6 protein-coding genes are annotated in these 7,611 nt (G+C 59.1%); all 6 read left to right on the plus strand.

The genetic code is table 11. The features are described 5' to 3' along the window. The first annotated feature begins 10 nt into the window (after positions 1–10). The 6 genes from GOX53_RS25620 to GOX53_RS25645 are packed head-to-tail and all read left to right on the plus strand — an operon-like array spanning position 11 to position 7,335. A complete protein-coding gene (locus GOX53_RS25620; protein ID WP_171181444.1) occupies positions 11–1,099 on the plus strand; it encodes an ABC transporter ATP-binding protein in 1,089 nt (362 codons plus the stop codon). Then, positions 1,096–2,133 (plus strand): Gfo/Idh/MocA family protein, encoded by a 1,038-nt coding sequence (locus GOX53_RS25625; protein ID WP_171181447.1) that lies wholly within the window; start codon positions 1,096–1,098, stop codon positions 2,131–2,133. The genes GOX53_RS25620 and GOX53_RS25625 overlap by 4 nt, the downstream gene beginning before the upstream one ends. Continuing rightward, positions 2,130–3,152, plus strand: a complete 1,023-nt coding sequence (locus GOX53_RS25630; protein WP_171181448.1) for a Gfo/Idh/MocA family protein — start codon at positions 2,130–2,132, stop codon at positions 3,150–3,152. The genes GOX53_RS25625 and GOX53_RS25630 overlap by 4 nt, the downstream gene beginning before the upstream one ends. Beyond that, positions 3,145–4,197, plus strand: a complete 1,053-nt coding sequence (locus tag GOX53_RS25635) for a Gfo/Idh/MocA family protein (RefSeq protein WP_171181449.1) — start codon at positions 3,145–3,147, stop codon at positions 4,195–4,197. The genes GOX53_RS25630 and GOX53_RS25635 overlap by 8 nt, the downstream gene beginning before the upstream one ends. After that, complete coding sequence (locus tag GOX53_RS25640) at positions 4,194–5,561, plus strand: mannitol dehydrogenase family protein (RefSeq protein ID WP_171181450.1); 1,368 nt, start codon at positions 4,194–4,196, stop codon at positions 5,559–5,561. Before GOX53_RS25635 ends, GOX53_RS25640 begins: the two co-directional genes overlap by 4 nt. Then, complete coding sequence (locus tag GOX53_RS25645) at positions 5,554–7,335, plus strand: glycoside hydrolase family 2 protein (RefSeq protein WP_171181451.1); 1,782 nt, start codon at positions 5,554–5,556, stop codon at positions 7,333–7,335. The genes GOX53_RS25640 and GOX53_RS25645 overlap by 8 nt, the downstream gene beginning before the upstream one ends. Positions 7,336–7,611 lie beyond the last annotated feature (276 nt).

Genomic DNA, 7,611 nt, shown 5'->3' on the forward strand with positions numbered 1-7,611 from the left:
AAGGGAAACGATGACTGAAATACGATTGTCGGAGGTGAAAAAGGCCTATGGTTCGGTCGACGTCATTCACGGGATCGATCTGGTGGTTGATTCCGGCGAGTTTTGCGTCTTTGTCGGGCCTTCCGGCTGCGGCAAATCCACATTGCTTCGGATCATCGCGGGGCTGGAAGACATCACCAGCGGCAAGGTGGTCATCGATGGCGATACCGTCAACACGATCCCGGCCTCGGAGCGGGGGCTGGCCATGGTGTTTCAGTCTTACGCTCTCTATCCCCACATGTCGATTTACAAGAACATGGCGTTCGGGCTGGAAAACTCGAAGCTGCCACGTGCCGAAATCGACGAACGCGTGAATTCTGCCGCCCGGATGCTGCAGCTTCAGGATTACCTGCATCGCAAACCAAAGGCATTGTCAGGCGGCCAGCGTCAGCGGGTGGCCATCGGACGGGCCATTGTGCGCGATCCCAAAGCTTTTCTCTTTGACGAACCGCTTTCTAATCTCGATGCCGAATTGCGCGTTACGATGCGCAAGGAACTGGCGGCGCTTCATGCCGACATCGGCGGCACGATGATCTACGTCACGCATGACCAGGTCGAAGCAATGACGCTGGCGGACAAAATCGTGGTGCTTCAGGCGGGTCGGATCGAACAGGTCGGAACACCCCTTGATCTCTACAACAAACCCCAGAACGTTTTTGTGGCGGGGTTCATCGGCTCGCCCCGGATGAATATCTTTGACGCCACCGCAGAAGCGGGCGAGAGCGGTTTGATCCTTCGGTGCGGGCCATGCGCCATGGCGGTGCCGCCGATCGAAGGGCTGGCACCGGGTGACGCGTGTTCCTTCGGAATTCGGCCCGAACATCTGGATGTCACCGAAAACCACGAGGCCGATTTGGTGGCAAGTTGCTCTCTGGCCGAACAGCTGGGCGGTGAAACCTATCTGTATTGCGATGCCGAAGGACTGCCGCAGATCACCGCGCACCGTCCAGGCCAGTTGTCCGTTGCCGAAGGTCAGGAGGTCGCGCTCCGCATCGACCGGACCAACCTGCATGTCTTTGACCGGAACGGTCAGACGCTCGCCAATGGGTTCGCGGGATGAGCGACAAGATCCGATTTTCAGTCGTTGGGCTTGGTATGGCGTCCAAACCTCATGCCCTAGCGCTGCAGGCGTTGTCCGATCGAATTGATGTGATTGGTGCCTATGCTCGCAGCCCCGCAGCCCGGCAATCCTTTTCCGACACCTACGGGTTTAATTCGGCCTCTGATCTTGGGTCACTGGCCGATGACCCGGATGTCGATGCGCTGCTTCTGATCACGCCGCCCAATGCGCGCCAGGATATCGTCACCCAATTCGCGCGCGCGGGAAAACATGTCTTGTCCGAAAAACCGCTGGAGCGTGATCTGAAGCGGGCGCAGGCGATCGTTCAAACCTGCGAAGACGCTGGCGTGCGCCTTGGCGTGGTTTTTCAACACAGGTTTCGCGCTGCGTCCGAGGCGCTTGATCGACTGATCCGGTCGGGTGAACTGGGTAAGGTTCGTGTGGTGCGGGCTGAGGTGCCCTGGTGGCGTGATCAGGCGTATTACGACGAGCCGGGACGGGGCAGCTATGCCCGCGACGGTGGCGGCGTCCTGATCAGTCAGGCGATACATACACTGGATCTGATGTTGTCTTTGACCGGCCCTGTCGCCGCGGTTAATGCGATCTGCACAACCACGCCGTTTCATGGAATGGAAGCCGAGGACGTTGCCGTTGGCCTTTTGCAATTTGACAGCGGGGCAGTTGGCCAGCTCTTTGCCAGCACCGCAAGCTTCCCCGGTGAGGCCGAAAGCCTGCGGTTCGATTTTGATCACGCCTCGGCGACGCTGAAATCGGGTGTCCTGACAGTTCAGTGGCGCGATGGTCGGGTCACGACCTATGGCAATGAGGCAGAGGGAACTGGCGGCGGAACCGATCCGATGGCGTTCCCGTTCAGCTGGCACCAATCGCTGATTGCAGATTTTGCTGATGCCATTGGTCAAGGTCGCGATCCGCGCGTCACCGGCGCGATGGCTCTGGAAGTCCATCGTTTGATCGCCGCGCTGGAATTGTCGTCGCACACAAAGCAGCGCATTGAGCTGGAGAATATCTCATGAGTTTGACACTTGGTGTGATCGGGATCGATCACCGGCATATATATGGGCAACTGGGACAAATGCTGGCCCGTGGATGTAGTTGCAAGGGGTGGTATACCCAGGGTGACCCTCAGCCCTTGGCCGGATTTTTGCAGCGGTTTCCTGACATCCCGCGCGCTAGCGATCCCGGGACGCTTCTGGATGATCCCGAAATCGACCTGATCTTGATTGCGGATATCCCGTCCCGAAGGGCCGACCTGGCCATCAAGTCCATGCGGGCCGGCAAAGACGTGATGACCGACAAACCCGGCTGTACGACGCTTGACCAGCTGGCGGCATTGCGCACCTGTGTGGCCGAAATGGGTCGCATCTGGTCGGTCGACTTTTCCGAACGTTTCGAAGTTCCGGCCGTCACGCGCGCGGCCGAACTGATCGCCGAAGGGGCAATCGGGACCGTCGTGCAAACAGTCGGGCTTGGCCCGCACCGCCTCAACCTTCCGACCCGCCCGGACTGGTTTTTTGATGACGCGGCCTATGGCGGTATACTGACCGATATCGGGTCCCATCAGATCGATCAGTTTCTTTACCTGACCGAGTCAGACAACGCCGACGTCGTGGCTTCGGCCGTTGGCAACTTTGCAAATCCCGACCATCCCGGTTTGCAGGATTTCGGAGAGATCCTGCTGCGTTCAGACAAAGGCAGCGGCTATATCCGCGTGGATTGGTACACCCCAGACGCCCTGCCAACCTGGGGGGATGGACGCCTGACCATTCTAGGCACCGAAGGGTATATCGAACTGAGAAAATACGTCGACGTCACCGGGCGCGAAGGCACGGACCATGTCATCCTCGTCAATGGCGATCGCTGCGAACATATCGACGCATCCGGCGCGACTTTGCCGTATTTTGACCGACTGATCCAAGACGTACAGAATCGTACGCAAACCGCGATGCCGCAGGACCACTGTTTCACTGTGATGGAGCTGGCGCTTAGGGCGCAGGCCAGTGCGACGCGGCTCCGAGGTCTTGCGAATGCTTAACGTCGCGATACTTGGCTGCGGGATCGGTGGTGAGCATATCAGCGGGTATGCCCAGCTGGCCGATCGGTACAGGATCGCTGTGATTTGTGATACAAACCAACAGCTTGCCCAAAAATACGCAACGACAACTGGTGCACGCGCAACGACGGATATTGACGACGTTCTCGCCGATCCGGGTGTGGATATCGTTGATATCTGCCTGCCGCCATCGATGCATGTTCCCGTAGCCATACGCGCCGTCAACGCAGGCAAGCACGCGATCGTCGAAAAACCCTTGGCCGGATCGCTGAGCGACGCCGATCGTCTTGTTGAGGCCGAAATCAGATCGCAACAACGCGTGTTCCCGGTGTTTCAGTACAGATACGGTCGGGCGTTCGATCAATTGCGCGCACTGCGCGCGGCTGGGTTGCTGGGGCGCCCTTTGGCGGCGTCAATTGAAACGCACTGGAGCCGCGACAGTGACTACTACGCCAACCCGTGGCGCGGTACGTGGGAACGCGAACTTGGCGGTGCGGTGCTCAGTCATGCCATTCATGCCCATGATCTTTTGACCCAACAGTTCGGACCGGTGGCCGATGTTTCCGCAATGCTGACCACCCGCGCCAATCCCATCGAAACCGAAGATTGCGCCGCCATCTCGCTGCGAATGGTGAACGGAGCGGTGGCCACTTCGTCGATTACGCTTGGCGCCGCAACGGACACAACGCGACTGCGGTTTGTCTTTGCCTACCTTACCGCGGAAAGCGGCTGTGCGCCGTACACGCCGGGTCAGGATCAATGGCAGTTCATCGCCCGAGAAACGTCGGTGCAATCAAGGGTGGATGAGGTGGTCAACAATGCGCCGACTGCCCCTGAAGGGTTTGCGGGACTTTTTGAGGCCATCGCAGACGAGTTGGAGGGGCGTGAGGGGCGCGAAGTGACGCTTGCAGAAGGGCTTGCCTCGATCGAATTGGTGTCAGCGATCTATCAATCGGATCGGTCCGGGGAACAGGTAACGCTTCCGGTTGATAGGATGTTGCCAATTGCAGCATCGTTGCGGGCATGAGACTGACCGACGCCGCACTTTCTGGATACGCTGGGCCCGGGTTCCGGCCGGGCTATGACCGCGCAGAGATCAGTGCCGGAATCGTGCATATTGGGATCGGCGCGTTTCACCGGGCGCATCAAGCCGCCTATGTGGATACGGCTTTGGCTAAGGATCCAAGCTGGGGCATTCGCGCAATATCCATGCGCAGCCCAGACACGCTTGATCGATTGGGTCCGCAAGATTTCCTCTACACGTTGGCCGAACGCGGCGCTGCGGGGATTTCAGCGCGGGTGATCGGCGCGGTAATGTCGATCGAGGTCGGCCCGGGCGCAGCGGTTGCGGCCGTGGCCGACCCGAGTATCCGCTTGCTGACGCTGACGGTGACCGAAAAGGGCTATACCCCCACACTTGCAGCCACGATTTCTTCCGGGCTGGCGCGGCGGGCAGAGATAGGCGCAGGGCCGCTGACGATCCTGTCATGCGACAATCTCAGCGATAATGGACGCGTCACCGAAACGCTTGTGCGATCCGCGACCAAAGGTCGGGCGGTCGGGCAATACCTCGACCAGTCGGTCCGCTTTCCAAGCTGCATGGTTGACCGGATCACGCCCGCTACGACCGCACAGGACTGCGTCGAAGTTTCGGCCCTGACCGGGCTGGAGGATGCCTGGCCCGTCGTGACCGAACCTTTCTCTCAATGGGTGATCGAGGACAATTTCGCCGATGAACGCCCGCCACTGCCGGGGGTCGATTGGGTCGCCGATGTTGCCCCATATGAAGAGGCAAAACTCAGGTTGCTCAACGGCGCCCACACGACCTTGGCGATGCTTGGGCCAATGCTGGGTCATCGTTACGTGGCTGATGCTGTGGCCGACCCGGTTTTGCGGTGCTTGATCGATGGAACCGCGCGCCACGAGGTGTTCCCGCATCTGTCTCTTGGGGCGGCTGTTCTCGCTGCGTACTGGCAGGCTCTGCTCGAACGGTTCGACAACCCGGCACTCAATCATTCACTGACTCAGATTGCTAGCGACACGTCGCAGAAAATCCCACAGCGACTGGTTGCACCGCTTCTTGACGCGCGCCGGTCAGGACGGAATGCTCCAGGGCTGGTACTAGCGATTGCCGCCTGGCTGGAACGCATCCGCCGCGAAACCTGCGCCGGGCGCGCTTTGCACGATCCCTTGGCTGACTGGCTCGCCAAGCTTGCACCGATGCCACCCGAAGCTGCGCTCGAGACCCTTTGCGGCGCAAAGGCGCCGCTTCACGCCCTGACGCCCGATCTCATCACTGCAGTTCTTGCAGCACATCAGGTGCTCGACGGTAAGGAAGGCGCGGCTCTTGCCGACTGCCTGAGGAAATATATCGAGGCCCATGATGCTTGAAAGATCAGAGCTTGCTGAAAACGCGCTGGCGTCGCTTCATGACGAAGGCTACGGCAAGGTGTTCGATCCCCAAAACCTCAATGCCCAGACCATGATCTTTACCGGCGGGCGTGAGGGGCAGTCGCTGAATGGGGACTGGAACTTTTGTGTCGATCTGCTCGATACCGGGTTGCGCCAGAAATGGTTCGCCCTGTCGCCGTTGTCCGCCGGAGAACGCACCGAACCCTGGGACTATGACCCTTATGACGGTGAAACGGTCCCTGTGCCGTCGTGCTGGCAAATGCTGCGCGACCGCTGGTACTTTTTTGAAGGTTCGGCCTGGTACACACGGGCCTTTGACTATCATCTGCCCGCCGGTCGACGGCTTTTCTTGCGCATCGGCGCGGCTCAGTACGATTGCAAGGTTTTTCTAAACGGCAAGTTTCTGGGCAACCATGCTGGCGGCTCGACCCCTTTTTGCGTCGAACTGACCGCTGCGTTAGAGGCGGGCACAAACTGGGTCATGCTTTGCGTGAACAACACTCGGACCTCAGACCGCGTGCCGATGAAGAATACCGACTGGTTCAACTATGGCGGGGTCTATCGTGACGTTGAGCTGTTCGAGACATCGCAAACGGTCATACGGGACCTATTTGTCCGTCTTTCAGGTGGTAATATCTGTGTCAGCGCCAGAATTGACGGACCTGCCACAGAAGCCACGTTTAAGATCCTGGCCCTCGAGGTCGACGCAACGCTGCAAGTGTCAGACGGTGCCGCCCAGGCAACGATCCCAGCGCAACCAGATCTCTGGTCGCCCGAGACGCCGGTTCTTTACGACATCACGCTGACCGCCGGAGAAGACCGCGTCAGCGATCGCGTAGGCTTTCGCCGGATTGAACGGCGCGGCACAGAGATCTTTCTCAACGGTCAGCCTGTCTTTCTGCGTGGTATCTCTGTTCACGAGGATGACGAGCGCGCGGGCAAAGTCACCACCGAAGCGGACATCCGTCGCCGATTTAGCCATGCCCGCGAACTGGGCTGCAACTTTCTGCGGCTGGCGCACTATCCCCATCACGAACTCGCCGCCCGGATCGCGGACGAGGTCGGGCTTATGCTTTGGGAAGAGATTCCGGTCTACTGGGCCATAGACTTTGCCAACCCAGCGACCCGGCGTGATGCGGAAAACCAATTACGCGAGCTTATCCAGCGCGACCGAAACAGGGCCAGCGTCATCATCTGGTCGGTCGGCAACGAAAACCCGGATACAGACGCCCGGCTCGACTTTATGAAAGGTCTGGCCGACCGCGCCAAGACCGAAGACCCAAGCCGCCTGACCGCCGCCGCGTGTCTGATTAACCACCACTCACTGGCTATCGAAGACCGGCTTGCGGCCCATATCGATGTGATCGGGATCAACGAGTATTACGGCTGGTACGAACAGGACTTTCGCGATCTGCAGGCAATCGGCAAGAACTCCAATCCCGACCGCCCCGTGGTCATCTCGGAAACCGGGGCCGACGGCGATCACGCCGCAGGACCTAGCACCGGGCTTTTCAGCGTTACTTATCAGGTCGAAGTCTATCGCCGACAGATCAAGATCCTGCGCGGGCTGGACTATGTAAAAGGCATGACCCCTTGGATTCTTTACGATTTCCGAACCGAACGGCGTCAGGGCATCTACCAGCGCGGTTTCAATCGGAAAGGCCTGATCACCGCCGACAAAACGACCAGGAAACCGGCCTTTGAAGTGCTGGCGGCATATTATTCAGAACTCGCGGGCAGCACGAAGGACTAGCAGAGGAAGTGTCGCAAACATTTGTAACAGCCAGCGCCCGCGACCTACCGGACATACCTATCCTGCGATCTCTGCAAACAGCCGAAAGCCCGACGTGGTAGTTTTTAGGAATTGCTGCGTTTGGATCATGTTGGCGACCTCAATGCCGTCCAGAGTAGCTGAGGCGGATCTGAACGACTGGGACCTGAATATTTGGAATTTGACTGGGCAGCCAAACCGACTAAAGCATCCCGCCGAAAACTTGAATCGGGGGATTCCCAAATGGTTGTCAGTGTG

It is taken from the genome of Ruegeria sp. HKCCD8929, assembly GCF_013031405.1.
Lineage (GTDB): Bacteria > Pseudomonadota > Alphaproteobacteria > Rhodobacterales > Rhodobacteraceae > Ruegeria.